The organism is Actinomadura flavalba DSM 45200 (assembly GCF_000374305.1).
Lineage (GTDB): Bacteria > Actinomycetota > Actinomycetes > Streptosporangiales > Streptosporangiaceae > Spirillospora > Spirillospora flavalba.
Genome location: NZ_KB894093.1, coordinates 962,342 through 985,942, shown reverse-complemented (window position 1 = coordinate 985,942; position 23,601 = coordinate 962,342). Strand labels below are relative to the sequence as shown.

Below are 23,601 nucleotides of genomic sequence, written 5' to 3'. Positions count from 1 at the left end.
AGGGGCGCAGTGTCGGGCCGAACGGGGAGGGGCGGCATGCGGGTTGTCGTGGTGGGGGCCACCGGGAACGTCGGTACCAGTACCGTGCGGGCGCTCGCCGCCGCGCCCGAGGTGACGTCGGTTCTCGGGCTGGCGCGCCGCGAACCCGAGCTGCGCGTCGACAAGACCGAGTGGGCGCGGGCCGACGTCGCCCGCAGCGACCTGCTGCCCCTGTTCAACGGCGCCGACGCCGTGATCCATCTCGCCTGGCTCTTCCAGCCGACGCATCGGCCCACCGTCACCTGGCGCAACAACGTGCTGGGCAGCGCGCGCGTGTTCCGGGCCGTCGCGGAGGCGGGCGTGCCCGCGCTGGTGTACGCGTCGTCCGTCGGCGCGTATTCGCCGGGGCCGCGCGACGGACGTCCGGTGGACGAGTCCTGGCCGACGCACGGGTCGCCGGAGGCGGCCTACGGGCGCGAGAAGGCGTACATCGAGCGGATGCTCGACACGTTCGCCCTGGAACATCCCGATACGCGCGTCGTGCGGATGCGCCCGGGGTTCATCTTCAAGCGGGAGGCGGCGACGGGGCAGCGCCGCATCTTCGCGGGGCCGCTGGTGCCGAACCGTCTGGTCCGCCCCGGGCTGCTGCCCGTCGTGCCCGACATTCCCGGCCTCGCCTTTCAGGCGCTGCACTCCGACGACGCGGGCGAGGCGTACCGGCTCGCCGCCGTCGGTGACGCGCGCGGCGCGTTCAACCTCGCCGCCGATCCCGTCCTCGACACCCAGACCCTCGCCAACCTGCTCGACGCCCGGACGGTCCGCGTCCCGGCGGGCGGCGTCCGCGCGGCGGTCGCGGCGCTCTGGCGGCTCAACCTGCTGCCCGCCTCGCCGCAGCTCTTCGACATGGCCATGCGCATCCCGCTCCTCGACACGACCCGCGCCCGCACCGAACTCGGCTGGACCCCCGCCCACACCGGCCTCGACGCCATCACCGAGTTCCTCGACGGCTTCCGCGCCGGCACCGGCCTCCCCACCCCACCCCTCGCCCCCCGCACCAGCGGCCGCCTACGCGCCCACGAGTTCGCAACGGGACTGGGCCGACGCCCGTAACGGGAGGCATGGGGCCGCCCAGGCCAGCCACCCTCGCGCCCGGCACGAGTGGTCGTCTGCGTGGTCACGGGTTCGTGGCGGGATTAGCCGCCGCCCGTAGTGGGAGGCGGGGGCGCGCATTCGCCTCCCTCGCGTCTGCACGGGTGGCCGTGTGCTCGCGGGTTCGTGGCGGGGTTGGGCCGCCGCTCCTGGCGGGAGGCCCTGCCCGCACCTTCCGCGGCCCTCGCACGAGCGGCCGCCTATGCGCCCACGAGTTCGCGGCGGGACTGGGCCGCCGCCTGCCGACGCGCGGGCCCGCCCGCGCCGCCCTCGCGTCCGGTACGAGTGGTCGTCTGCGCTTACGAGTTCGCGACGTGACTGGGCCGCCGCCTCCGGACGCGCGGGCCTGTCCACCCGCCCTCGCGCCCGGACGCGCGGTCGCCTACGTGCTCACGAGTTCGCGGCGGGTTTGGGCCGCCGCACCGTGAGTTCGCGGGCCTGGGCGCCCCGCCCCTCGCACCCCGCGCGAGCGGTCGCCTACGCGCCCAAGAGTTCGCGACGGGGCTGGGCCGCGAGGCCCGGGTCAATCCGCGCCGCCCTCGCGCCGCCGCGAGCGGCCGTGTGCGTGCTCGCGGGTCGTGGCGGGGTTTGGGCGCCGCCCGTGGTGGGGCTGGCGTGGGTGCTGCGCCTGCGGCCGTGTGGAGTGCCTTGGTCGGGTGGATGCCCGCGCGTGGGCAGTCGGCCCGGGGTACGGATAGCGGCTCCAGTGCGGGTGTGCCCCGGGCGTGCGGGGCGCGGGGAGCGCTCACGTGTGCGCCTGAGCGGGTGTTTGGTCTGGGTGTTGGTGGGTGTGTTCACCCGGACGGCTGGCCTCGCAGGCTTCTGTGTTCTTACGGCTCGGGTGCGTGTGCGGGTTCGGTCGGGGGGTGCTTGTGGCTGGTTTGTCTTGGTTCGGTGGCGTGTTTCGTTCGTCGTGACGGGGTGGTCTTGTCGGGGTTGGTGGGGGTGAGCGGGCTGCACACGCGTCGCCACAGTGGGTGTGTGATGGATGCATGTGGTCGTTGGTGTGATCTGCACATAACGAAGCTGCACTTCCGACTAGGTTTGGTCGAAGTCTTTTGGAATTCTTTGCCGTGAGCGAACGAACGGGAGGGAGTCGAGATGGACCAGTACGAGCCTTACTGCCTCGCAGATCGGTTCTTCTACGACAAGCTCGGGCAGCAGCAGACCGACCTCTCGGACTTCTCGCTCGTCGCCCGTCCCGTTCCGCAGGGCTGGGAGCGGCACGACAGCGACGTGTGGATGTACTACGGCCCGGTCGACGGCGAGAAGCTGCCGTCGCAGGGCTGGAAGGTGCACGTCTCGGCCTGCCTGGACGACGCCGAGCGCGCCCTGGACACCGTCTGGGAGTACTGCGTCTCACGCGGCATCGCCTTCAAGTACCTGCGCGGCCAGTCGACGCTTCTCATGTACAACGCGAAAACGGCCTCACGCGGCGCCAGCGGAAAACTCGTCACCATTTATCCGCGTGACGAGAGCTCGCTGGAACTGCTGCTGAAAGAACTGAACGAACTGCTGGAAGGCGTCGAGGGCCCGTACATTCTGAGCGACCTCCGCTACGGCGACGGCCCCCTGTTCGTCCGCTACGGCGGTTTCGCCGAGCGTCGCTGCGTCGGCAAGGACGGCGACCTCGTCCTCGCGATCGAGAACGAGCACGGCGAGCTGATCCCGGACGTCCGCGGCTCCACGTTCGCGGTCCCGGAATGGATCGGGCTGCCCGAGTTCCTCGCCCCGCACCTGGCCGCCCGCAACGCCGTCACGACGACCGGGCTGTTCTACGACATCGAGAGCGTCCTGCACTTCTCCAACGGCGGCGGCGTCTACCTGGGCCGCGACCAGCGGACCGGCGACCGCGTCGTCCTGAAGGAGGCCCGGCCGCACGCCGGCCTCGACGCCGCCGGACGGCACGCGGTGACGCGGCTCCAGCACGAGCGCGACATTCTGGAACGCCTCGCGGGCCTCGACGTCGTGCCCGGGCTGGTCGACTACTTCACGCTCGGGGAGCACCATTTCCTCGTCGAGGAGTTCATCGACGGCAACCCGCTCCAGCGGCTGCTCGTCCAGCGCTATCCGCTCACCCGGACCGACTGCGACGAGGACCAGATCGCGGAGTACACCACGTGGGCGCTGGAGACGCTCGACAAGGTGGACGGCGCGTTGCGGCAGCTCCACGAGCGCGGCGTCGTGTTCGGTGACCTGCACCCGAACAACATCCTCGTCACCGCCGAGGGCCGGTTGAGCCTCATCGACTTCGAGGTCGCGACGCTCGCCGCCGACGACACCCGCGCGACCCTCGCGAACCCGGCGTACTTCGCACCCGCCGACAGGTCGGGCGTGGCCGTCGACCACTACTCGCTCGCCTGCCTGCGGCTCGGCATGTTCGCCCCGCAGACGACGATCCCGCTGATGATGCACCGGCCCAAGGTCGTGCAGCTCGTCGAGCTGATCGCCGAGACGTTCCCGGTGCCGCGCCGGGTGCTCGACGACGCCTGCGCCACGATCCTCGGTGACGACCCGGGGCACGCGCCCGTCCACGACCTGCCGCTGCCCGGTGCCGCGCCCTGGCCCCGCCTCCGCGACGCCCTGCACCGCGCGATCCTCGCCAGCGCGACCCCGGAACGCGACGACCGGCTCTTCCCCGGCGACGTCCTTCAGTTCGAGACGGGCGGCGGCCTCAACGTCGCGACCGGCGCGGCCGGTGTCCTGCTCGCCCTGGCCGAGACGGGTTCGGGCGCGATGCCCGACTACGAGGACTGGCTGATCAAACGGGCCCTGGCCCCCGTATCGGGCACACCGCTCGGGTTCTACGACGGGCTGACCGGCGTCGCGCACGTCCTGCACCGGCTCGGCCGGCACCAGGAGGCCCTGGACATCGCGGACATCTGCCTCCGCGAGGACTGGGAACGGCTCGGTGACAACCTGTTCTCCGGACTGTCCGGCATGGGCCTGGCCCTGGCGCACCTCGGTGAGGCCACCGGCGAGAGCGCGCTGCGCGACGCCGCCGCCCGCATGGTGGAGCTGTGCGCCGAACGGCTCGGCGGCCCCGGTGACGTCCCGGAGATCAGCGGCGGCGACCATCCGCGCGCCGGGCTGCTGCACGGATCGTCCGGGCCCGCGCTCCTCTTCCTGGACGCCTACGAACGCACCGGCGACACCGCGCTGCTCGACCGCGCCGCCGACGCCCTCCGCCAGGACCTGCGGCGCTGCTCGCAGGCACCGGACGGTTCCCTCCAGGTCAACCAGGGGTGGCGGCTGCTGCCCTACCTGGACGAGGGATCGGTCGGCATCGGCATGGTCGTCGCCCGGTACCTCGCGCACCGCGACGACGCCGAGTTCACCGACGCGCGGCTGCGGCTCGGCCGCGTCGCCCGGTCACGGTTCTTCGTGCAGGCCGGGTTGTTCACCGGCCGCGCCGGGATCGTCGCCGCGCTCGCCCACGACCTGCGACCCGACCAGGACGGCCCGGACCCGCTGCTCAACGAGCAGATCCGCGGGCTCCGCTGGCACGCCATGCCGTACGAGGACGGGCTCGCCTTCACCGGAGACCAGCTCCTGCGGCTCTCCATGGACTTCGCGACCGGAACAGCCGGAGTTCTGTTCGCGCTCGGCGCCGCGCTCGACACGCGGCGCCCGTCCCTCCCCTTCATGCGTCCGTCCGGCGGCGCGGGAGCCCTGGCCAAGGCGACTCCCGCGTATGAGGTGGCCGGACGGCCGGCCCAACACGAGTCAAGGAAGGAGGTGTAACGACACCATGGTACTCCTCGACCTGCAGGGCCTCCAGGCCCCCAGCGCCAACGGCGCGGCGAGCGGCGGCAGCGGCCTGACCGTCCTGACCTGCCACTCGCACAAGCCGAGCAACCTGAGCGTCGCGCTCTGCCACTGAGCAGGGGCTTCGTAGGTTCTCGCTCCCTGGGCGGCCGTTCCGACGGCCGCCCAGGGTCATTTCTCGCAGACTCTCTTTTGGGAGGAATTTTGCGCGCGGCGGACCGGCTGGTGGCCCGTACCGTCCGGCACGGCGGCCCGTGGTCGGCCGTGCTCGCGGCGGGCGTGGTCGGCGGCGCCGTCGTGCAGCTCCTCCTCCCGTACGCGCTCGGGCGGGCGCTGGACGTGCTCGTCGCCGGAGCCGCCGGAGCGTCGTTCTGGCTGACGGCGTGCGCGGTCCTGGTCGCCGGGGTGATCGTGTGCGAGACGCTCGGCGTCTGGGCCGGGGGCGCCAGCGGCGCCCGCGCGTCGGCGCGGCTGCGGCGCGGGATCGTCCGGCACGTCCTGGACGCCGGGCCCGGCCTCACGCGGCGGTTCGGCGACGGCGACCTCGTCGCGCGGGCCGGGATGAACGCCGAGGAGGTCGGCCGGGCGCCGGACGCGATCGTCACCGCCGCCGCGCTGCTGATCCCGACCGTCGGCGGGCTCGTCGCGCTCGCACTCATCGACCCGTGGCTGCCGCTCGCGCTCGCCGCCGGGCTCGTCCTGATCCTGCTGGTGCTGCGGGGCTTCCTGCGGGAGACGACGCAGTTCGCGGGCGACTACCAGCGGGTGCAGGGCGACATCGCGTCCCGGCTGACCGACGCGCTCGCCGGTATCCGCACCATCGCCGCCGCCCGGACCGTGCCGCTCGAAGCCCGGCGCGTGCTGGCGCCGCTGCCGGAGCTGCGTCTGCACGGGATGTCGCTGTGGCGCGCGAACGCTCGCGCGGGGGTGCGGGCCGGGCTCGTCGTGCCGCTGCTGGAACTCGTCGTGCTCGGGGTCGGGGGGTGGCGGCTCGCGGCGGGGGAGATGAGCGTGGGCGAGCTCTATGCCGCCGCCCGGTATGTCGTTCTCGGCGCCGGGCTGTCCGCGGCGCTGGGGCAGGTGGGGCAGATCGCGCGGGCCCGCTCGGCGGCAGGACGCGTGAGCGAACTCTTGGCCGTTCCGGCGCCGCGCGCCGGTACCCGGGCCTTGCCGCCGGGGTCCGGCACGCTGGAGTTCCGGGACGTCGCCGCGCCCGGCCTGTCCGGTGTGTCGTGCACGATTCCGGGTGGTTCGGTCACGGCCGTCGTCGGGCGCTCCGGTTCAGGCAAGTCCCTGCTGGCTGCGCTGGCCGGTCGGCTCGTGGACCCCGAGCGGGGCACCGTCCTGCTCGACGGCGTCCCGCTGCACACCCTCGACCGCGCCGACCTGCGCCGCGCCGTCGGCTACGCCTTCGAGCGTCCCGTCCTCATCGGCCGCACCCTGACCGACGCCGTCGCCCTCGGCGTCCCGCACGGCGCGGGCGACGGCGCCGCGGTGCGGGAGGCGGCGCGGCTGGCGTGCGTGGACGGGTTCGTGCGGCGGCTCCCCGACGGATACGCGACGGTCCTGGAGGACGCCCCGATGTCCGGCGGCGAACGGCAGCGGCTCGGCCTCGCGCGCGCCGTCGCGCAGGGCGAGCGCCTGCTCGTCCTGGACGACGCGACCTCCAGCCTCGACACCGTCACCGAACAGCAGGTCGGCAAGGCTTTGACCACGGACCTGAGGGGACGCACCCGCCTCATCACCGCGCACCGCCTCACCACCGCCGCCCGCGCCGACCTCGTCCTCTGGCTGGACGACGGACGCCTCCGCGCGGCGGCGCCGCACGCCGACCTGTGGCGCGACCCGGACTACCGCGCCGTCTTCCGCGCCGAGGAGGCGTCGTGACGGCGCCGTCCGGCGCGGGCGCGGCGACGCGGGTCCGGCGGGTCGTGTGGGAGGCGGTCGTCGCGCGGCCGTCGGTGACGGCGCGGTTGATGGCGTGGTCGGTCGTGGAGGCGGCGCCCGCGTTCCTCATCGGGCTCGCCATCGCGCGGGCCGTGGACGACGGGTTCGCCGCCGGGCGCGTCGATGTCGGGGCGGCCTGGCTCGGGGCGCTCGCCTGCGTGTGGGTCGTCGCCGCGATCGGGGCGCGGCAGGTCGTGCTGGCCGTGGCGGCGCTGGTCGAGCCCTTCCGCGACCGGCTGCTCGAACGCGTGGCCGGGACGGTGCTGCGCGACGCCGCGGCGGCCGGGCGGGGGCCGGGGGCGTCCGCCGTCGCGCGGGCGACACTCCAGGTCGAGCTGGCGCGGGACGCGCTCGCGGCCGTCATCACGGTGGTGCGGTCGTTCGCGTTCACGCTCGTCAGCGTGCTGCTCGGGCTCGCGGTGCTGGACCCGCGCATGCTGATGCTGGTCGTGCCGCCGTTCCTCGCCGGGCTCGTCCTGTTCCTGCTGTCGCTGCCCGCGCTCGCCCGGCGCCAGCGCGCGTACCTGCTCGCCGACGAGCGCACCGCGTCCACGACCGGCACGATCGCGGGGGGCCTCCGCGACATCGTGGCCTGCGGCGCGGAGGACCGCGTGGCGGCCGACGCCCGCGCCCACATCGACGCCCAGGAGGCGGCGGGCCGGGGCCTGGCCCGCGTGACCGCCGTCCGCACGCTCGCGTTGTCGCTCGGGGCCTGGGTTCCCGTGGTCCTGATCCTCGCGGCGGCCCCGTGGCTCACCGGCCACGGCGCGACCGCGGCGATGATCATCGGCGCGCTCGCCTACCTGACGCAGTCGCTCGTCCCGGCGTTCAACGGCTTCGTCGAAGGGCTCGGCGTCAGCGCCGTCCGCCTCGCCGTCTCGCTGACGCGCCTGCTGGAATCCGGCCCGACCGCGCACGACGCCCGCCCGGCGGACGCGCCCGCCGCGCCCGAGGCGGCGGCCGTCACGGTGCGGGGCGTGCGGTTCGCCTACGGGGAGTTCGCCGCGCCCGTCATCGACGGGCTCGATCTGGATGTGCCGTCCGGCGACCACCTGGCCGTCGTGGGGCCGAGCGGCATCGGGAAGTCGACGCTGGCCGCGCTGATCGCCGGGGTGCTCGTGCCGGACGCGGGCGAGGTGCTCGTCGGGGGCGTGCCCGCCGCGCGCGCCGACGCCGCGACCCGCGTGCTCATCCCGCAGGAGGCGTACGTGTTCCGGGGGACGGTGCGGGAGAACCTGGAGTACCTCGGCGGCGGGACGGACGCGGCGATCCTCGCGGCGGCGGACGCGGTCGGGGCCTCGGCCCTGGTCGAACGGCTCGGCGGGCTCGACGCGGCCGTGGACGGCTCCGTCCTGTCGGCGGGGGAACGGCAGCTCGTCGCGCTCGTCCGCGCGTACCTCGCGCCGGCGGACCTCGTCGTCCTGGACGAGGCGACCTGCCATCTCGACCCCGCCGCCGAGGCCCGCGCGGAGGCGGCCTTCGCCGCCCGGGGCGGCACCCTGGTCGTCATCGCCCACCGCGTGTCCTCAGCCCTGCGGGCCCGCCGGGTCCTCCTCATGGACGGCACCGACGTGCGCCTCGGCACCCACGCCGACCTCGTCGCCACGGCCCCCCTCTACGCCGACCTCGTCGGCCACTGGAACCCCCTCGCGCGCGGCCACGAACGCGTCCGATGAACGACTGAACGAGAGGTGCGCAATGGAGTACCCGGAGGCGGAGCGCGGTGACGTCGTCGACGTGCTGCACGGAGAGCCCGTGGCGGACCCGTACCGGTGGCTGGAGGACGCCGATGCCGGACGGACCGCCGGGTGGCTCGCCGCGCAGGACGCGCTGTGGCGCGAGCACGCCGGGAGGCTGGGCGCCTGGGAGTGGTTCCGGGAGCGGGGGCGGGAGCTGGCGGACACCGGGATGATCGGGGCGCCCGTCTGGCGCGGGAACCGGCGGTTCTTCCTGCGGCGGGGCGCCGGGCAGGAGCACGCCGTCCTGTACGTCGCGGACGACGCCGGGGAGCGCGCGCTGCTCGACCCCTCGGTGCTGGACGCGAGCGGGCTCACGACGCTGGACGCCTGGCAGCCCGACGCGTCCGGCGAACGGCTCGCCTACCAGGTCTCGCGCGGCGGGACCGAGCAGGGCGAGCTGTACGTCGTCTCCGTCGACGACGGACGCGTGCTCGCCGGGCCGCTCGGCCCGTGCCGCTACTCGCCGACGGCGTGGCTGCCCGGCGGCGACGGCCTCTACTACGTCCGCGAGACCCCGACCGGCAAGCGCGTGCGCCTGCACCTCCTCTCCGGCGCGGACGCCGAGGTCGGGGAGTTCGGCGCCGGTGCGTTCTTCGGGCTCGGGACGAGCCCGGACGGCCGGTGGCTGGCGGTCTCCGTGACGTCGGGAACGCGCCCCGGGAACGAGCTGTGGCTCGCGGACATCGCGGGAGGCGACCCGGCGGCGCCCGCGTTCCGGCTTGTGCAGGCGGAGGGGGCGCACCGGAGCGTGCTCGTCGTCGGCCGGGACGGCCGGATGTACGTCGTGACCGACCGGGACGCGCCCCGCGTGCGGCTGTGCGTCGGAGACCCGGGCGAGCCGGAGGCGTGGGACGAACTGGTCCCGCAGGAACCCGAGGCGGTGCTGTCCGACCTGACGTTCCTCGACGACCCGGACGCGGGCCGGACGCTGCTCGCCGTCGCCTGGATCAGGCAGGGGATCAGCGAGGTCAGCGTGCACGATGCGGCGACGGGCGAGCGGGTCGCGGAGGTGCCGCTGCCGGGCGCCGGGTCGATCGGGCCGCTGTCGGCGCGGCCCGAGGGCGGCGCGGAGCTGTGGTTCACCTACACCGACATGGCCACGCCCGAGGCGGTGTGGCGGTACGACGTCCGCACCGGCCGCACCGAGCCGTGGGAGGCCGCGCCGGGCACCACCGAGCTGCCCGACGTCGAGACGCGGCGGCTGTGGTGCACGTCGGCCGACGGCAGCCCGGTGCGGGTGACGGTGCTGGCGCGGCGCGGCGGCGACGGGCCGCGTCCGGCGGTCCTCTACGGCTACGGCGGCTTCGGCGTGCCGCTGACCCCGTCGTACGCGGCGGACGCGCTGGCCTGGGTGGAGGCCGGCGGCGTGATCGCCATCGCGCACCTGCGCGGCGGCGGCGAGGACGGGGAGGCGTCGCACCGCGCGGGCATGCTCGGCGCGAAGCAGAACGTCTTCGACGACTTCCTCGCGGCGGCGGAGCACCTGGTCGCGGAGGGCTGGACGACGCCGGACCGCCTCGCCGTCTGGGGCGAGTCGAACGGCGGGCTGCTGGTCGGGGCGGCGCTGACGCAGCGGCCGGAGCTGTTCGCGGCGGCGGTCTGCGCGGCGCCGCTGCTGGACATGGTGCGCTACGAGCGGTTCGGGCTCGGCGCGGCGTGGCGGGCGGAGTACGGCACGGTGGAGAGCGCCGAGGAGTTCCGCTGGTTGCACGCCTACTCGCCGTACCACCGCGTGCGCCGGGGCACGGCCTACCCGGCGACGCTGTTCACGGTGTTCGGCGGGGACACCCGCGTGGACCCGCTGCACGCGCGCAAGATGTGCGCGGCGTTGCAGTGGGCGACCTCGGGGGACCGGCCGATCCTGCTGCGGCACGAGGGCGACGTGGGGCACGGCGCCCGCGCGGCGACCCGCTCCCTCGACCTGGCCGCCGACCTGCTCGCGTTCGCGGCCGAGCACACGGGCCTGCGGGCGCCGCGCCTGGCCGCGTCCTGACGCGTCAGCGCTGCGCGATGTGGCGACGGCGTGTCGGTCCCGTCGGCGGGGACGTCTCGTGGTGTAGCCAGCCGTTGCCGCGCGCCATCGTGACGGCCTCGACCCGCGTCCTCGCGCCGAGTTTCGCGAGGATGCGGGCGAGGTAGTTCCGGACGGTGCCGGAGGAGAGGTAGAGCTGCCCCGCGATCTCGCTGACGGTGCCGCCCGCGGCCATGGCCTTCAGCACGTCCAGTTCCCGGGGCGTGAGGGGGCTGCGCGCGGCGGCCAGTTCGGCGTAGGCGAGTTCGGCGTCGAGGACGCGTTCGCCGCGCGCCACGCGCCGCAGCGCGTCGACGAGTTCGGCGGGTGAGGAGTCCTTGAGGACGAAGCCGCGCGCCCCGGCGGTGACGGCGCGCCGCAGGTCGCCGGTGCGCCGCAGGTCGGCCATGATGACGACGGCGCAGTCGGGGGCGGCCTCGTGCACGGACGCGATGGCGGCGATGCCGTCGGCGCCGGCGAGGTCGATGTCCAGCAGGACGAGGTCGGGAGCGTGCTCCCGGCAGGCGGTGGCGAGGCCGTCGCCGCCGACGGTCGCGGTGACCGTGAGGTCGGGTTCGCCCGCGAGGAGCGCGACCAGGCCGCTGCGGAACAGGTGCACGTCCTGGGCGATGAGTACTCGAATCACAGTCGTCTTCCCATGATCGCGTTTGGGCATCGGTCAGGGGTCGCCGCGGCTGCGGAACGATCTCCGGAAAGCGTGGTGACAGGGGTGGGTATGCGCTCTGCTTGCCACCTGACCGGGCTGGGTCAGGTGGGCTGCGACTCAGGGTGAAGGAAAATTTGCAGGGCGTCAAATAGGACATATTCGGCATTCTCCTCAGACTCTTCGTGGACGGCCCTGGTCAAGCGCTCGCGCGGGCTGATGTGAAAACCTCTCGCACCCCCTCCGGTCAGGGATTATGGGCAAAGTGAAGGTAAAGACGGCACGGCCGATAGCGGCCACCCGAACTGATCGTGAGAAAGTCTCAAAACGATCTTTCGATGGGTCTGACCTATCACCAAGAAGACAGAATTGTCTTTCTTCCTTGCTTTTCAGCCGATCATCACGCTCGTCCGGCTCGGCCGCCCGGCCGGTTTACCGCGCCGCGCGCTGGACAGGCTCCCTCCGACCCCGGGAGGAGCATGTGGACGAACGAGCGCGCACGGCTTACGTCCTCGGCGGCGGCGGTGTCCTCGGCGCCCACGAGGTCGGCATGCTGCGCGCCCTGGACGAGTCGGGCATCCGCCCCGACCTCGTGGTCGGCACGTCGATCGGCGCCCTCAACGGCGCGCTCATCGCCGCCGACCCCGGCACCGCCGTCGAACGCCTGACCCGGCTGTGGTCCGACGCGGGCGTCCGCGAGGCGCTCGGCGCGCCCGTCTGGGAACGGCTGTGGACGCTCGCCCGCTCCGGCACGCACCTGCACTCGTCCGAGCCGCTGCGCCGGATGCTGGCCGAGCTGCTGCCCGTCGAGCGCATCGAGGACCTGGCCGTCCCGTTCCAGTGCGTCGCGGCCGGCATCGAGAAGGCGATGGCGCACTGGTTCGACGCCGGGCCGATCATCCCGGCGGTGCTGGCGTCGTCGGCCGCGCCGGGGCTGCTGCCCCCGGTCCGGATCGGTGACCGGCACTACTACGACGGCGGCCTCGTCCACAGCATCCCGGTCGGCCGCGCGGTGGACCTCGGCGCGACGACCGTCTACGTTCTGCACGTCGGACGGATCGAGCGCGACCTGGCGCCGCCGCAGAGGCCGTGGGAGGTGGGCATGGTCGCGTTCGAGATCGCGCGGCGGCACCGCTTCTTCGAGGAGATGTCCGCCCTGCCCGACGACGTCACCGTGCACGTCCTGCCCGCCGGAAGCCCCGCGAAGAAGGCCGGCGTCGACTTCACGCAGATCCGCTACCGCAGCACCGCCGGGCTGACGTCGCGCATGGACTCCGCGTACGAGGCGTCGCTGCGCTACCTGAAAGAGCAGGCGTGAGATGCTGCCGCACCCCGTCGTCCGCCGCACGCTGTCGGCGCCGCTGCTGTTCGCGCTGACGGTCCTGGTGCTGCTGGTGTTCCCGCTGGTGCTCGTGGCGGGGACGGCGCTGTCGGCGCTCGGCGGCGGGCGGCGCCGCGTGACGCGGCTGCTGTGGTTCGCGACGGCGTGGGGCGTGCGGGAGTCGGCGGCGGTGCTGACCTGCGTGTGGCTGTGGTTCCGATGCCTCGGACGGCCCGGCGCCGAACGTCACCGCGACCGGCACTACGCCGTCATACGGCGGTACGTGGCGGGCATCAACGCCGCCGCCCACCGGTGGCTGGGGTTGCGGGTGGAGATCACCGGCAAGGAGGAGGGGTCGGGGGAGCGTCCGATCATCGTGCTCAGCCGCCACGCCGGGCCGGGGGACGCGCTGCTGCTCGCCCACCACCTGCTCACCGACTACGGGCGCCGCCCGCACGTGGTGATGAAGGCGGCGCTCCAGTACGACCCCGCGATCGACCTGCTCGGGAACCGGCTGCCGAACGTGTTCGTACCGCCGGGCGGCGGCGTGGCCGACGACATCGCCGCCCTGGCCGCCGGCCTCGGCCCGCGCGACGCGCTGGTGCTGTTCCCCGAGGGCGGCAACTTCACCCCGAAGCGGCACCGCAAGGCGATCGGCCGGTTGCGGCGGCTGCGGCGCCGCCAGGCGCACCGCGCCGCCCGGCTGCGGCACGTGATGCCGCCGCGCCTGGGCGGTGCGCTGGCCGCCGTGGAGGCCGCGCCGGACGCGGACGTCGTGTTCGTCGCGCACAGCGGCCTGGAGGAGATGATCAGCCCGGCGGACGTCTGGCGCGAGCTGCCGCTGACGACGACGGTCCGGGCGCACTGGTGGCGGATACCGGCCGAGAGCATCCCCGAGGGCCGCGAAGCCCGCGAGGACTGGCTCTACGCCGAGTGGGAGCGGCTGGACGCCTGGCTCGGCGCCAACCCGGCGGAGGAACGCCGCCACGCGTAGTGCGCGGTGACGGCGAGCAGCAGCGGACCCCACAGCACGAACGGCGCGTAGCAGGCGATCATCAGCGCTTTCGCGAAGCCCTGCGGTGCCTCCGGGGAGCCGAACAGCTCGTTCCAGCCCGTTCCGAACTGGACGCTGATCAGGATCACCAGGGCGGCCCCGGTGAGCGCGGCGCCGACGGCCGCGGTCACGGGCACGCGCCATCCGCCGATCCACGGCATCCAGGCGGGGAACACCTCGCCCCACGGCCGGACCAGGCCGAGCGTGAGGAAGGCGAAGAACTCCCCGACGAGCGTGAGCGCGAAGACGTAGGGCGTCAGCGTCCAGGACGGCGCCTCATAGGTGGCCGCCATCGACCCGGACATCCCCATCGGCACCCCGAGCCCGAGCGCGATGCGCCACAGCCCGCTGGGCAGGACGACGAGCGGAACGGCGTGGGCGGCCCAGTCGGCCCAGCGCGGTACGGCGATCTCGGTCATGAGGGGACCTCTCCGGTTGAACTGCGCGAACACTCCTCAGACTCGTCGTCGAGGCCGTCGCGCGGCTCCCTCGGAAGGCTCCGGACCCTCCCCCGCACGGGTGATCGCCCGGAGCCTTCCGATCCGTCACCGATGATCCTTACTTACGCTTTGCTCACGATCTGGAGTTGATCGCTCACTCTGGGTATGAAACGGGTCGATTCACTCTCGAAAGGAGTGCACGATGAAGCGCAAGCTCATCCTGCTGCCCGTCCTGGCCCTCGGCGCGATCGGCGCGCTGGGTGCGGGTACGGCCACGGCCGCCACGCCCACCACGGCCACCAAGGCCGCCACCGTCCAGAGCAACCCCTGGCCCGGCGGCAACCAGTGGACCCAGCTCAACAACGAGGAGTGCACGGGCGTGCTCAACCTCGTGCTGCTGGCCAACTGCTGACAGCACCGAGCGGCGCGCCCCGGAGCCTCACGGCCCGGGGCGCGCTTCGGCGCGCCGTCAGCAGTACTTCGACGGCCCCTTGGAGTTCCACGAGCACTTGTCGGCGAGGGCGCCGGACTTCGTGAGCAGGTAGGCGGTGTCGCCGGTGTTGTTCCAGACGTAGGCGCGGCGGCCCCAGTAGCGGTTGGCCTTGGTGTCGGTACCGGAGCCGGTGCGCACCTTGACCGTCTTCCCGGCCGCGAGGGTGTACGTGCCGAACGTGTAGGTGTAGCCGGTCTTGTCGCGCAGCTTCCATCCCGTCAGGGAACGAGCCGTCTTCGACCGGTTGTGCAACTGCACCCACTCGCCGTTCAGGCTGGCGTTGGTTCGGGTGTCCTTCCCGGGCGAGTCGAAGTAGGCCCGGTAGATCTGCACCGCCGACGCGGCGTTCGCGGGGGCGGGCACGAGAAGACTGGAAACGGCACAGGCGGCGACGACGCCTGCCGTCAGACGAATACGCATGTCAGGGACATTAGAGACTCCTTCCCCCATGCAGTCCGAAACCCGCTGGTAGAAACCGTCCCGAACCGGCCCGACCCCCACGTCATCCGGCCCGGTCCCCGAGGCGTCCGGGGCCGTCGTCCACGGTGACCGTCAGGACCAGGTAGCCATCGCACGCGTAGACCACGAGGTAACCGTCGCGGAGCAGGCGTGCGAGATCGCCCCACTGCGCGTCGAGGGAGCCGAAGTGCGGCTGTACCGACGCCGTGTCGGCGACGATCCACGGGGCGCGGCGCGGCATGAGCGCCATCTTCGCGGCCCAGACGGTCACGTTCGCACGGGCCGAGAGGTTCGGGCCGAGCGCGTTCGCGGCCTCCACCAGCGCTCCGTCGGGGACCAGCCGCAGCGCTCCGGCGGCGGCTTCCGCGCGGGGTCCGGGGGTGGACCAGGCGGGGTTCGCGAGATCCCGCCAGGGTGACCACGCGGCGACGATCACCGTGATCGCCGCCATCGCCACCGTCGCGGACGTGCGGAACGCGGGACCGGATCGCCCGCGGAGTCGTGCGCAGCCGTCGACGGCGGCGCACAGCAGCCCCATGATGACGGCCGCGTTGTAATGGAACCGCATGCCCCACCACCCCGCGGCGTCGGGATCGGTGGCCAGCATCCGCAGCGCGAGCAGCGCCAGCGGCGCCACCACGTACGGTGAGCGGAGCGGCAGGAAGAGCAGCGGGGCGAGCAGGAGAAGCAACGTCCACAGCTTGGCGTCCGGCGTCGCGACGGCCGCCACCGCGTCCAGCGGACGCGTCAGTCCGAACCACGCCGCCGCTCCCGGCGACGGCCCGAGACCCCCGTAGTACCAGTACCGGTCGGGGGTGCCGCCGAACGCGGGAATGAGCACGCGGGCGGTCAGCCAGACCGCGGCCAGACCGCCGACAACGAGGCCCGCCCCCAGCCGCCGCCCCTGTCGCGCGAGCAGCGTGCCCGCGCCGAACCCGGCGACGAACAGGCCCATGTCCTCCTTGACCAGCAGGAGGAGGACGACGATCGCCAGCGCATGACGACGTCGCCCCGCCTGGAACCGCTCGAAGAGCAGGGCCGTCAGCAGCGGCGTGAACGCGACCTCGTGGAAGGAGAACGCGACGGCGGCGGCGATCGGCCAGGACACGAGGTAGGCGACCGTCACCGCGTAGGCGCCCGCGACGCCCACGAGCCGCCGTGCGAAGACCCACAGCGGCACGGCCGCCAACGCGAACAGCACCGCCTGGGCGACGATCAGCGTCTCGGGCCCGTCGTGGATCCAGTACGCCGGCGCCAGCACCGCGAGCAGCGGCGAGAAGTGATCGGCCAGCACGGAGAGCTGGGCGCCCGGACCACGCCATTGTCCCTTGACGTGCGAGAGCGGGGCGCCGAACCGCGAGTAACCGCGCACCGCCTGATCGAAGATCGCAAGGTCATAGGTACCGGCCCGGTACGTGGCGAACTGAACGACCCCTCGCACGGCGTAGAGCACTGCGGCGGCCACCACGAGCGAACCGACACCGACGAGGTGCGCGAACGCCCCTCGCCTCCCCTCGGCCGGGCCGCCCCCGGCACCCGAAGACGCGCATTCCTCCCCGACCCCTTCACCACGGACCCGCGCACGATCCGGGGACTCGCCCGATGCTTTTGGGTGGCTTTCCAGCCGAATTGATGAAGGCAAAGCGTGCCCGTTCTGTGCGAATCCGAGCAGAAAAAGGGCGCGCTTCGGCGGGGTTCTGTGCCCTTCGCACAGAACCCCGCTTTCATCGAAGCGGCATCCCCCGGATGCCGGGCGGGGTCAGGCCCAGTCGCCCTTGAACGCGGTCACCCGCGTGCCGGACGGGCAGTAGGCCGTCGCCCCGCGCCGGTCCCCCCACCAGGGAGCGGACGCACTGGGGTACCACCGGCCGTTACTGCACTTGACGTAGATGCGGTAACGCTCGGGCCCCGTGCCGTCGCACCACCCCCAGACGTTGCTGGTCCGCACCGTGAAGTCGCAGCCCTTTCCGTTGGGCCCGCCGAGGGCCGTGACGGAAGTGGAGTACGCGCCGGCCTTGATCTCCTTCGGAGCGTCGGGAGTGGGCGCGGCGAACGCCGGACCCACGGCTCCGGCCACCGTCATGGCGGCTCCGGCCAGCACGACCGCTGCCCGTCCGAGTGTCATCATCGTCATGGTTGGAAGCTCCCTTTCGTGTCGTCGGCCGCGCTGGAAGAAGCGCCAACTTTGCCGAAGAGCGGCCGATTGCCTGCGAGGCTGAAAGGAAGATCGCACATGCGCGATGGGTCTGCAAAAGAATAACTTATGACAGCATCTGACTAATTCTGTCCACGACAGAAACCGAATCCATCGCGCGGACTTGTCCGAAATGATTGACCGGCCATTTTCTGACATGATTGAACTATTGATTATCGGGGAATAGATGCGCATTGTGTCGTGGATCACATGATGGCCGGTGCCGTCAGGCGGCCTCGCGCTACGATGCACCGCGTGTGGCGTTCCGAACCTCCGAGGAAGCGCCAACTTCGCCGGGAGGATCGGACCGTCCCCTGCGGGGCGGGCGGAGATTTCACGATCTCCGCCCGCTCTCCGCGCCGAGGCACTACCGCGGCCGCACTCGTGGGCAGGGCGGCAAGGCCGACGAGGGCGCGGTCGGCCGTGGTTCCGCGCGCGACGGCCTCGAAGAGCCGGTCGGCTCAGGGGAAGCGGCTCGCCTAGACGGCGTGGGCGCCGACGGTCGTTTCGGGGACGGGGGGAGCCGGACCAGCCGGACTCGGCGCGCCAGATGACGTGGACGCCGAAGGTGGCGGTGACGAAGGCGACGGCCCAGTCCCCGGCGGGTTCGGCCGCCAGGACGAGGACGGTGCGGTCCGCGTGCGTCTGCTCGATCTGGCGCAGTTCCAGGAGGCGGACGGCCGCGTCGCGCAGGTGCGGGCGCCGTCGCCGAGCACGTCGTAGACGACACGGCCGGACGGTGCTCGGCGCGGGGGACGGCCAGACGCGCGTCCTGCACGGACAGGACGAGTTCGCCGTCCCGCAGGTGACGCTCCATCGCGGGAAGGTCCACCAGATTCCGGACGGCGCGCGCCAGCACCTCCGCCATGCGCAGATCGGACTTCACCCGTCGTGCTTCGACCGTTTCGCTGCCGCGCGCCCGGTTCCACAGCCGGTCCATCTCCAGCATCTGCACGGTGCGATGCCCGAGTTGTGGCAGCACGTCCCGTACGTGGCCGAGGAATCCCTGATGCGGCCCGACGACCAGGACGTCCCCCACCCCGAACCGCCGCTCGAACAGCAGCCGGGAGATGCGGTGCAGTCCGACGGCCGTCTTGCCCGTTCCGGGCCCGCCCTGGATCACCAGCACGCCGGGACGGTCGTCGGCGACGAGCAGGAGCTGCGCGCGCTGGATCGTCTCGACGATGTCCCGCATCCGCCCGTCGCGGGCGCGTTCGAGGTCTTCGAGCAGGAAGTCGCGGATCGTCCCGGCGTCGGTGCCGTGCCGCGCGGCGCCCGCGACGAGCACGTCGCTGTAGTCGTCCACGCGGCCGCCCGTGCAGCGAAGCTGGCGGTGCAGCCGGACGTCCCTCGGGTCGTCCTGCCGGGCGAGGCGCCACCGGATCGCCTGCGGCGCGTCCCAGTTGATCACCAGGAGGTCGCCCGTCTCGTCGCGCACGCGGCGGCGGCCGAGGTAGACGGTCCGGGTGCCGGTCTCGTCGTCGTCCTGGACGTCGAGGCGCGCGATGACCAGCGCGGCGCCGTCCAGGTCGTCCAGCGGCGGCGCCTGCCGCGCGTCGCAGGCGTAGGCGCGGTCGACGGCGCGCTGCTCGCGGGAGATGACGGCGGAACGATCGGTCACGCGGTTTCCTTCCGTCGGAGGCACGGCCGACATTAGGGACACCGCCCTTCCAGCGAGCCCGAACCCACCAGAAACACACGACCCGAAACGGCCTCCACCTGCCGTCATCCGATCAACCACCCCAGACGTCCCGAACGCCGCTTCCAGCACGGCGGCCAGCCGTCCCGCAGGCGCGACCGCGGCGGCGGGGCCACCGTCCCGGACCCAGGGCGCAGAACCGGGGACGACGGTCACCGGCGGGCGGGACGCGCGCCGCGTGACGATTCCCGGACACCACAGAACAGGAAGGAACCAGCATGAAACGGAGAAGAGGCGCCCCCGGACGGATCGCGGCGGGGGTCGCGGTCGCCGCCGTCGCCGTCACGGCGCAGGTGGTGGGAGCCGGAACGGCGCACGCGGAGCCGCGGGGCTGCTCGGCCACCCGCGTCTCGGACCAGGCGGCCACGCGGCTCACGTACACCGCGACGTGCCCGGAGGGCGACGGCCGCTACCGCGTCCTGGCCTACTGCCGACGCCCCGGCAGCGGCAGCCACCCCAACCCGTACGTCACGGTCGCGCGCGGCCCGATCGTGTACGCCGGCCCGGGCACGTCCTCCACGGTGACGTGCTCCGGCGAACGCCTGTGGTCGCAGGCGACCACCGAGATCGTCCCCTGACCCGCCCCCCGGAAAGGACCACCCCATGACCCCGGTACGCCCCGCGATCATGGTCGCGCAGCCCCCGGCCGCCTTCACCCCGGCCCCGGAACTCGCCCAGTGGGAACGCGACCTGGCCGACCGCCTGGCCCTCGACTGGGAGAAATCCCCCAACGCCCTCCACCCCCCGTACCAGACCCCCACCTGGTGCCACGGCATCCTCGACGACCTCATCTAGCCCCCACTCTCCGCCCCCTGCGCGTCATCACGCGCAGGGGGCGGCGGCATTCTCCGGACGCGTTGCGGCTGAGGCGTGGACGTTGGTTGGAGTGGTTTGGTTCGGTGTCCTGTGTCATGGGTTCGGGTCGGGACGGGTGTCCTGGGGAGGCGGGAGCGGGGGCGTTTTCGGTCCCATTTCGGAAGGGACGGGTGTCCCTTCTGGTGGGTGGGGGGATCGGTCAGTCTTTCTGTTGTGGGCGAGCGGAGGAGCCGGTCGCCACGGGGAAAGGAAAAAGCCGATGACGGTGGACACCACGGTGCGGCCCGCGATCTACGTGGGGCAGGAGCGGATGGCGCTGGCGCCGGCGCCGAAGCTGGCCGCGTGGGAGCGGGAGCTGATCGAGCGGCTCGACCTGGAGTGGGACCTGCACACCATCGAGTCGATGCACCCGAACGAGACGATCAGCGGCTCCGGCGGCGACTGGGACGACTGCGACTACCGCAAGCCGTGACCCTCGTCCCCGCTGAACCGAACACCTGAGTGAAAGGGTCGCGCTCATGCGTAGCCACGAAAAGTCCACCCGGATCGCGGTCGTCACGCATGAGCGCGACCTGCACGCCTACGCCGTGAAAGCGGAAATGGAACGCCGTTACCCGGCGCAGGTGCAGATCCTCGAATGCGACCATTTCAGCGCCGCCCCGGGCCTCAGCTGGTCGCCCGACGAGAAGATCGAGGCGGTCCTGCCCGCCGTCGGCGGGGACGCGGTGCGTCCCCAGGAACTCGACGCCGTGTGGTTCCGCCGCCTCGCCAACTCGCGCACGTCCGCCAACCCCGAGGTGACCGACCCGGCCCACCGGGAACTCATCTGCACCGACACCAGCGGCGCCGCGCTCGGGGCGCTGCTCACCGAGTTCCAGGGCCGCTGGATCGACCACCCCGACGCGTCGTACACGGCGCAGAACAAGCTCGTCCAGCTCCGCGCGGCCCACCGCCTCGGTCTGCGGCTGCCCGCCACGCTCATCAGCCAGTCGCCCGACCGCATCCGCGCGTTCTGCGACGCCCACCCGGCGACGATCGTCAAGGCCGTCAACGGGGTCGTGCAGGCACCGGCCGCGACCATTCCCGTCGGCCGGGAACTGCTCGACGACGACGCCGCGATGCGGGTCTGCCCGGCCATCTACCAGGAACTCGTCCCCGGCCGGAGGCACGTCCGCGTGCAGGTCTTCGGAGACCGGGTGCTGGCGGCGCTGCTGGAGTCCGACGACCTGGACTGGCGGCCCAACCTGAACATCCCGGCCGTCCCGCACCGGCTCCCCACCGGGATCGAGGACGCGCTCCGCGCCGTCCTGCGCGCCCTCGGCCTCACCATGGGCATCTTCGACCTCAAGATCACCGACGAGGGCGAGTACGTCTGGCTCGAAGTGAACCCGCAGGGGCAGTGGCTGTTCGTCGAGGGCATGGCCGGCCTGCCGCTCATCGAGGCGTTCACCGACTTCCTGTACGGAGAAGCGACGCGATGAACCGTCGCGTCCTCGCGCTGTTCCGCCCCTACCGGGGCCGGATCGCCGCCGTCACCGCGCTGATCCTGTTCGCGGCCGTGCTCGGGGCGGCGCTGCCGTTCCTCACCCGCGAACTGATCGACGGCGGCCTGTTCGCGCCCGGCGGCCCGCGCCCGGCGCTGCTGTGCGGGCTGCTGGCGGTGATGGCGGCGCTCGCCGCGCTGTCGGGGGCGCTCGGCGTCCTCCAGTCCTACCTGACGGCGCGGATGGGCGAGGCCGTGATGGAACGGCTGCGCGGCGACCTGTACGCGCACCTGCAACGCCTGCCGTTCACCTTCTTCACCCGCACCCGGACCGGCGAGGTCCAGTCCCGCGTGATCGGGGACGTGGGGGAGGTGCAGTCGACGGTGAGCAGCACCGTCCCGACGATCCTCGCCAACGCCATGACGTGCGTGACGGCGCTCGCGGCGCTGTTCGTCCTGTCGTGGCGGCTGGCGCTGGTCACCGTGGCGCTGCTGCCCGCCGCCGGCTGGCTCACCGCGAAGGTCGCCGTCCACCAGCGCCGGATGATCGCCGCGGTGCAGGAGTCGCGGGCGGAGATGAACGTCATCGCCGAGGAGACGCTGTCGGTGTCGGGCATCCTGCTCGCCCGCGTCTTCGGCCGCACCGACCACGGGGTGCGGCGCTTCCAGGGGGAGAGCCGCCGCCTGTCGGACCTGCAACTGCGGGCGAGCGTGTCGGCGCAGGCGCTGAGCGTGGCGCTCCAGACGCTCTTCCTGGTCACCCCGGCGATCGTCTACGTCGCCGCCGGATTCACGGGCGCGACGACGCCCGGGACGCTCGTGGCGTTCACGGCGTTGCAGGCGCGGCTGTTCCTGCCGACGGGGCAGCTCCTCCAGGTCGCCGTGCAGTACCGGGCGGCGACGGCGGTGTTCGAGCGGATCTTCGAGTACCTCGACCTGGCGCCGGCCGAGCCGGACCGGCCCGGCGCGCACGCCGTCCGCAAGGCGGACGTGCGCGGCGAGATCCGGCTGGACGGCGTGACGTTCCGGCACGGGGACCGGGCCGTCCTGGACGACGTGTCGCTGACGATCCGTCCCGGGCAGTTCGCCGCGATCGTCGGCGGCAGCGGCTCGGGCAAGACGACGCTGAGCCACCTGGTCATGCGGCTGCACGACCCGGACGCGGGCCGCGTCCTGCTGGACGGCGCCGACCTGCGCGACCTGCGCCGCGCGTCCCTGGCCGCGCTGTTCGGCGTCGTCACGCAGGAGCCGGTGCTGCTGCACGCGTCGATCGCCGACAACCTCCGCTACGCCGCGCCGGACGCCACCGACGCCGAGATGGCGGCGGCCTGCCGGGCCGCGCGCATCCACGACCGCGTGACGGCGCTCCCGGACGGCTACGCGACGATCGTCGGCGAACGGGGTTCGCGTCTGTCCGGCGGTGAGAAGCAGCGCCTGGCCATCGCCCGCGCCCTCCTCACCGACCCGCGCGTCCTCGTCCTGGACGAGGCGACGTCGTCGCTCGACACCGAGAACGCCCACCAGGTCCGGGACGCCCTGACGCCGCTCCTGCCCGGCCGCACGACGATCGCGATCACCCACCGGCTGGAGACGATCCGCGACGCCGACGTCGTCTTCGTCCTGGACGAGGGCCGCCTGATCGAGCAGGGCACCCACGACGACCTCGCCGCGCGCGGCGGCCGGTACGCGGCCCTCCTCGACGACCGCGCCCCGGTCTAGCCGGTCAGGACCGACAGCACGGTCCGGGTCACCACGTCTCCGGCGTCCCGGGCGGGCAGGCGTCCCGCGCGGACCTGCTCGGCGGCGCCGTGCAGGATGTACTGCACGACGTCGACCAGCCACTCGGACGGCAGGTCCGCGCGGAAGACGCCCTGCTCCCGGCCGCGCCGGACGAGGTCGGTCACGCGGCGGGCCGGGTCGTGGTGCAGTTCGCGCACGCGCCCCGCCGGGAGGACGCCGTCGGCGGCGGCCAGCAGCGCCGCCGATTCGGCGACCAGTTCCCAGCTCGGCGCCAGCAGGCGGGTCATCGCCGCGGCGGCGTCGCCGGTCAGGTCGAGCGCGGACAGGGTGCGCTCCCCGGCCTGGAGCGCGTCGGCCAGTGCGGCCTCGACGAGGTCGGCGCGGGTGCGGAAGTGGCCGTACAGCGTCATCCGCCCGACGCCCGCGGCCTTGGCGATGTCGTCGACCGTGGCGTTGGGGTCGGCGCTCAGCCGGTCGCGCGCGGCGGTGACGATGCGGGCGATGCTGCGCTCGGCGTCGGCGCGGCGCCGGGGGCGGTCCGGGGAGGCGGGCATGCCGCGCAGTCTATCTCGTATGCCGAAGTACGGGTTATAGTCGGCGCCACGAACTCGTACTCCGATGTACGAGTTGATCGGAGGTGCCCCC

At 73.1% G+C, this 23,601-nt stretch carries 21 protein-coding genes; 14 read left to right on the top strand and 7 right to left on the bottom strand.

Going from position 1 to position 23,601, the window contains the following annotated elements; all coding sequences use genetic code 11:
* Window positions 1-36 precede the first annotated feature (36 nt).
* The 6 genes from C229_RS0104410 (at window position 37) to C229_RS0104385 (ending at window position 10,575) form a co-directional block, all read left to right on the top strand.
* Window positions 37-1,089, top strand: coding sequence for an NAD-dependent epimerase/dehydratase family protein (locus C229_RS0104410; RefSeq protein ID WP_026313430.1), 1,053 nt, complete (start codon window positions 37-39; stop codon window positions 1,087-1,089).
* Window positions 1,090-2,229: 1,140 nt separating this feature from the next.
* Entirely contained in the window at window positions 2,230-4,872 is a 2,643-nt protein-coding gene (gene lanKC / locus C229_RS0104405) for a class III lanthionine synthetase LanKC (RefSeq protein WP_018653865.1), read from the top strand.
* Between the two features lie 7 nt (window positions 4,873-4,879).
* Window positions 4,880-5,011, top strand: coding sequence for a SapB/AmfS family lanthipeptide (locus C229_RS34010; protein WP_018653864.1), 132 nt, complete (start codon window positions 4,880-4,882; stop codon window positions 5,009-5,011).
* An 89-nt stretch (window positions 5,012-5,100) separates the two neighbouring features.
* Window positions 5,101-6,783: an ABC transporter ATP-binding protein gene (locus tag C229_RS0104395; protein ID WP_018653863.1), complete on the top strand. Its 1,683-nt coding sequence runs from the start codon at window positions 5,101-5,103 to the stop codon at window positions 6,781-6,783.
* Window positions 6,780-8,519 carry an ATP-binding cassette domain-containing protein gene (locus C229_RS0104390; protein WP_018653862.1) on the top strand — a complete coding sequence of 580 codons (1,740 nt, stop codon included), beginning with the start codon at window positions 6,780-6,782 and terminating at the stop codon, window positions 8,517-8,519. Before C229_RS0104395 ends, C229_RS0104390 begins: the two co-directional genes overlap by 4 nt.
* A gap of 22 nt (window positions 8,520-8,541) precedes the next feature.
* Window positions 8,542-10,575, top strand: a complete 2,034-nt coding sequence (locus C229_RS0104385) for a prolyl oligopeptidase family serine peptidase (protein ID WP_018653861.1) — start codon at window positions 8,542-8,544, stop codon at window positions 10,573-10,575.
* A gap of 4 nt (window positions 10,576-10,579) precedes the next feature.
* Here the strand turns inward: C229_RS0104385 and C229_RS29360 are convergent, their stop codons facing one another.
* Entirely contained in the window at window positions 10,580-11,239 is a 660-nt protein-coding gene (locus C229_RS29360) for a response regulator (protein ID WP_033423917.1), read from the bottom strand.
* 499 nt (window positions 11,240-11,738) lie between these two features.
* Between C229_RS29360 and C229_RS0104375 the strand changes: the two genes are divergently transcribed.
* Both C229_RS0104375 and C229_RS0104370 read left to right on the top strand, forming a co-directional pair.
* A complete protein-coding gene (locus C229_RS0104375; RefSeq protein WP_018653859.1) occupies window positions 11,739-12,575 on the top strand; it encodes a patatin-like phospholipase family protein in 837 nt (278 codons plus the stop codon).
* Window position 12,576: 1 nt separating this feature from the next.
* A complete protein-coding gene (locus C229_RS0104370) occupies window positions 12,577-13,572 on the top strand; it encodes a 1-acyl-sn-glycerol-3-phosphate acyltransferase (RefSeq protein ID WP_018653858.1) in 996 nt (331 codons plus the stop codon).
* On the opposite strand, the gene C229_RS29355 is transcribed toward C229_RS0104370, so the two are convergent.
* A complete protein-coding gene (locus C229_RS29355) occupies window positions 13,503-14,051 on the bottom strand; it encodes a hypothetical protein (protein ID WP_018653857.1) in 549 nt (182 codons plus the stop codon). The genes C229_RS0104370 and C229_RS29355 overlap by 70 nt on opposite strands.
* Window positions 14,052-14,274: 223 nt before the next feature.
* Between C229_RS29355 and C229_RS0104360 the strand changes: the two genes are divergently transcribed.
* Window positions 14,275-14,484, top strand: a complete 210-nt coding sequence (locus C229_RS0104360; protein ID WP_018653856.1) for a hypothetical protein — start codon at window positions 14,275-14,277, stop codon at window positions 14,482-14,484.
* A 57-nt stretch (window positions 14,485-14,541) separates the two neighbouring features.
* Here the strand turns inward: C229_RS0104360 and C229_RS0104355 are convergent, their stop codons facing one another.
* The 4 genes from C229_RS0104355 to C229_RS34005 all read right to left on the bottom strand — a co-directional run bounded on the left by C229_RS0104355 (window position 14,542) and on the right by C229_RS34005 (window position 18,839).
* A complete protein-coding gene (locus C229_RS0104355; protein ID WP_026313429.1) occupies window positions 14,542-14,985 on the bottom strand; it encodes a lamin tail domain-containing protein in 444 nt (147 codons plus the stop codon).
* An 82-nt stretch (window positions 14,986-15,067) separates the two neighbouring features.
* Window positions 15,068-16,465 (bottom strand): DUF2079 domain-containing protein, encoded by a 1,398-nt coding sequence (locus C229_RS29350; RefSeq protein WP_276203298.1) that lies wholly within the window; start codon window positions 16,463-16,465, stop codon window positions 15,068-15,070.
* A 318-nt stretch (window positions 16,466-16,783) separates the two neighbouring features.
* Window positions 16,784-17,158 (bottom strand): hypothetical protein, encoded by a 375-nt coding sequence (locus tag C229_RS0104345; RefSeq protein ID WP_018653853.1) that lies wholly within the window; start codon window positions 17,156-17,158, stop codon window positions 16,784-16,786.
* 427 nt (window positions 17,159-17,585) lie between these two features.
* Window positions 17,586-18,839 carry a helicase domain-containing protein gene (locus tag C229_RS34005; RefSeq protein ID WP_155884585.1) on the bottom strand — a complete coding sequence of 418 codons (1,254 nt, stop codon included), beginning with the start codon at window positions 18,837-18,839 and terminating at the stop codon, window positions 17,586-17,588.
* Window positions 18,840-19,135: 296 nt separating this feature from the next.
* On the opposite strand from C229_RS34005, the gene C229_RS0104330 reads away from it, so the two are divergent.
* From C229_RS0104330 to C229_RS29345, 5 genes are all read left to right on the top strand, one after another.
* Window positions 19,136-19,495 (top strand): hypothetical protein, encoded by a 360-nt coding sequence (locus C229_RS0104330; RefSeq protein ID WP_018653850.1) that lies wholly within the window; start codon window positions 19,136-19,138, stop codon window positions 19,493-19,495.
* Window positions 19,496-19,520: 25 nt separating this feature from the next.
* The gene (locus C229_RS0104325; RefSeq protein WP_018653849.1) at window positions 19,521-19,712 is read left to right on the top strand and encodes a hypothetical protein; all 192 of its coding nucleotides are present in this window, start codon (window positions 19,521-19,523) and stop codon (window positions 19,710-19,712) included.
* A 280-nt stretch (window positions 19,713-19,992) separates the two neighbouring features.
* Entirely contained in the window at window positions 19,993-20,205 is a 213-nt protein-coding gene (locus C229_RS0104320) for a hypothetical protein (RefSeq protein WP_018653848.1), read from the top strand.
* A 46-nt stretch (window positions 20,206-20,251) separates the two neighbouring features.
* Complete coding sequence (locus C229_RS0104315; protein WP_018653847.1) at window positions 20,252-21,214, top strand: ATP-grasp domain-containing protein; 963 nt, start codon at window positions 20,252-20,254, stop codon at window positions 21,212-21,214.
* The gene (locus C229_RS29345) at window positions 21,211-22,935 is read left to right on the top strand and encodes an ABC transporter ATP-binding protein (protein WP_018653846.1); all 1,725 of its coding nucleotides are present in this window, start codon (window positions 21,211-21,213) and stop codon (window positions 22,933-22,935) included. The genes C229_RS0104315 and C229_RS29345 overlap by 4 nt, the downstream gene beginning before the upstream one ends.
* Here C229_RS29345 and C229_RS0104305 read toward each other — a convergent pair.
* Entirely contained in the window at window positions 22,932-23,510 is a 579-nt protein-coding gene (locus tag C229_RS0104305) for a TetR/AcrR family transcriptional regulator (protein ID WP_018653845.1), read from the bottom strand. The genes C229_RS29345 and C229_RS0104305 overlap by 4 nt on opposite strands.
* Window positions 23,511-23,601 lie beyond the last annotated feature (91 nt).

Excerpts from the sequence above, each read along its gene's own strand:
- C229_RS0104330 (WP_018653850.1), top strand. The coding sequence starts at position 19,136 with ATGAAACGGAGAAGAGGCGCCCCCGGACGGATCGCGGCGGGGGTCGCG.
- C229_RS0104385 (WP_018653861.1), top strand. The coding sequence starts at position 8,542 with ATGGAGTACCCGGAGGCGGAGCGCGGTGACGTCGTCGACGTGCTGCAC.
- lanKC (WP_018653865.1), top strand. The coding sequence starts at position 2,230 with ATGGACCAGTACGAGCCTTACTGCCTCGCAGATCGGTTCTTCTACGAC.
- C229_RS0104320 (WP_018653848.1), top strand. The coding sequence starts at position 19,993 with ATGACGGTGGACACCACGGTGCGGCCCGCGATCTACGTGGGGCAGGAG.
- C229_RS0104360 (WP_018653856.1), top strand. The coding sequence starts at position 14,275 with ATGAAGCGCAAGCTCATCCTGCTGCCCGTCCTGGCCCTCGGCGCGATC.
- C229_RS0104305 (WP_018653845.1), bottom strand. The coding sequence starts at position 23,510 with ATGCCCGCCTCCCCGGACCGCCCCCGGCGCCGCGCCGACGCCGAGCGC.
- C229_RS29345 (WP_018653846.1), top strand. The coding sequence starts at position 21,211 with ATGAACCGTCGCGTCCTCGCGCTGTTCCGCCCCTACCGGGGCCGGATC.
- C229_RS0104355 (WP_026313429.1), bottom strand. The coding sequence starts at position 14,985 with ATGCGTATTCGTCTGACGGCAGGCGTCGTCGCCGCCTGTGCCGTTTCC.
- C229_RS0104325 (WP_018653849.1), top strand. The coding sequence starts at position 19,521 with ATGACCCCGGTACGCCCCGCGATCATGGTCGCGCAGCCCCCGGCCGCC.
- C229_RS0104410 (WP_026313430.1), top strand. The coding sequence starts at position 37 with ATGCGGGTTGTCGTGGTGGGGGCCACCGGGAACGTCGGTACCAGTACC.
- C229_RS0104315 (WP_018653847.1), top strand. The coding sequence starts at position 20,252 with ATGCGTAGCCACGAAAAGTCCACCCGGATCGCGGTCGTCACGCATGAG.
- C229_RS0104345 (WP_018653853.1), bottom strand. The coding sequence starts at position 17,158 with ATGACGATGATGACACTCGGACGGGCAGCGGTCGTGCTGGCCGGAGCC.
- C229_RS0104370 (WP_018653858.1), top strand. The coding sequence starts at position 12,577 with ATGCTGCCGCACCCCGTCGTCCGCCGCACGCTGTCGGCGCCGCTGCTG.
- C229_RS34010 (WP_018653864.1), top strand. The coding sequence starts at position 4,880 with ATGGTACTCCTCGACCTGCAGGGCCTCCAGGCCCCCAGCGCCAACGGC.
- C229_RS29355 (WP_018653857.1), bottom strand. The coding sequence starts at position 14,051 with ATGACCGAGATCGCCGTACCGCGCTGGGCCGACTGGGCCGCCCACGCC.